Annotated in this window: 3 protein-coding genes; all 3 read right to left on the bottom strand. The window is 34.7% G+C overall.

The features are described 5' to 3' along the window. Positions 1–7: 7 nt before the first annotated feature. Genes JCM11969_RS18315 through JCM11969_RS16405 form a run of 3 tightly spaced genes read right to left on the bottom strand, consistent with a single transcriptional unit; the run spans position 8 to position 1,813 of the window. Positions 8–337: a hypothetical protein gene (locus JCM11969_RS18315; RefSeq protein WP_054712971.1), complete on the bottom strand. Its 330-nt coding sequence runs from the start codon at positions 335–337 to the stop codon at positions 8–10. Beyond that, a complete protein-coding gene (locus JCM11969_RS16400; protein WP_014271904.1) occupies positions 325–891 on the bottom strand; it encodes a helix-turn-helix domain-containing protein in 567 nt (188 codons plus the stop codon). Before JCM11969_RS16400 ends, JCM11969_RS18315 begins: the two co-directional genes overlap by 13 nt. Continuing rightward, a complete protein-coding gene (locus JCM11969_RS16405; RefSeq protein ID WP_054712973.1) occupies positions 884–1,813 on the bottom strand; it encodes a replication initiation protein in 930 nt (309 codons plus the stop codon). Before JCM11969_RS16405 ends, JCM11969_RS16400 begins: the two co-directional genes overlap by 8 nt. Positions 1,814–1,980: the final 167 nt, after the last annotated feature.

Raw genomic sequence — 1,980 nt, forward strand, 5'->3', positions numbered from 1 at the left:
AAACACTCTAACCAGTTGAGAAAACATAGTTATCATAAGGCAAATCATATAAATAGTTATTCATTTGATATGGGCGAACCGTCTGATAAAACACATCGCCTTTTTGTGCAAGACGCTGTGCCCTTGAAGGTGCTTGATCTTTAGATTCAGTTCTATGCGAGATCATTTCAGTCCCTACAACGCTTTCTAAGTCTACATACTCAAATTCATCTGGAAGAACTGTTTTAGGATTAAATTGAGCTATATCTTTTAACTTACGCTCTTCCCATTCATCCGTGAATCCTTTAAATCGCAATTCTGGGACTTTCTTTTTAACTGAATCATCTATTTTCGCCATAGTCCCCACCATTTTCTTGGTTTTTCTTGTTCTTCTATCCTTTTTTGAACTTTGATTTGTTCCTGCAAATTTTCCAACTTCTCTTTAAGAGCGTTCACTTCATCTTTATATTGATTGTCTAAGTGTTTGAATTCTGTTTCCTGTGAGGGCATTTTGAGAACTTTTAATCTGTCGTTTTCTGCTTTGTATTCTTCGAGCAGTTGTTTGTCCTGTAAGGCCAATCTTTGTTGCTGATCTAGTAACTTATGTAACTCTTTCTTTTCAGATTGAATTTCTGATACTAAATTTCGAAGGAATTTCACTTCATCTTGTCCATCAACCGCATCTTTTTTGTTGTCGTCAACATCATCTTTTTGTTGACGGTATCTTGTTGACGAATTGTTTGAGAACATTGCTTTAATAGCTTTTTGCCCATCAACATCAACGTAAACAGTATTGCCTTTTGTTGATGTAAATTGACGTAAATCGATTGACGCATCTCTTTTTATCTTTTGCCATATAGCCTGCTTTGAAACGCCCAATTCATCAGCAAGTTCTCTAATTGTTTTAGGCATTATTTCCAAACCCATTTCGGAGTTCAGCAAGTGCTTCTTTTCGTGCTTGATCTCTTATTTTTTTATCGTGCTCGGCCTGTTTATCAGCCAATGCTTGTTTCTCAGTAGAGCCTAAAGTTAGCCCCTTAACCTTGTCAATGGCGCGCCATTTTTCCTGTTCTGTTAATTCAGCATTATGCTGAATGTTAAAGAGTTTTTGACGTTCATCTTGAAATTGACCTTGTGAGAAGTCGTTAGCGTCTTTCTTTTCAGGCTTCCAAGTAAAAGAATACCCAATCACTGGTTTCCCGCGGCCTTTACCATATTTTTTTCTAACCGTTAGGCCTCTAAAAAGAGGCGTAAGTTCCTCTTTGATGGGTTTTAAAACGGATTGATTTATATTGCTACTTTTATAGCTTTTAGGGACATCTAATAGCTCGTTAAAGTCAGCAACTGAAAAGTAAGCGTACCCAGTAGTTCTAAATTGTTTTAGTAACCGAAACATGGTTTTTGCGTAGCTACTTTTTAAATCTCTGAATTCTGATAAAGCATAACGAACCCAACTTTCCAGCTCATTTAATAATTTTATAGCTTTGGGGTAAATTTTAATATCAACATAAGGATCATCAGCATGGCCGTTTATCTCAAATTCGGTAAACATAACAAAAAATTCACGATGCAGCCCATCTTTACTACGTCTTCCAAAGCGTAAGCCTAAAATTTTTTGATAAGTACTTTCAATATCGTCAATAAATCGGTTATTTGCTGTAGGTTTATATGCACTTAATTCTTTTAATTGATCAAATGAAAATCTTACAGTTTCGTCACCCTTGTCACGCATTCTAGAAACTATTGAGAAGAATAAATTCATTTCAACAGGAGTGAATTTTCGAAGTGGGATTGTATTTAATTCAGGATCATATTTAACAATTTCATTACTCAAATGAAGCACCTCTTTCAATGAATATGGTTTTATGAATATATAATACTACAAAACTCTATCTATAAACAGACAAAACTCTATCTATAAACAGACAAAACTCTATCTATAAACAGACAAAACTCTATCTATAAACAGACAAAACTCTATCTATAAACTCCTGTATTCCC

It is taken from the genome of Secundilactobacillus paracollinoides DSM 15502 = JCM 11969, assembly GCF_001311135.1.
Classification (GTDB): Bacteria; Bacillota; Bacilli; order Lactobacillales; family Lactobacillaceae; genus Secundilactobacillus; species Secundilactobacillus paracollinoides.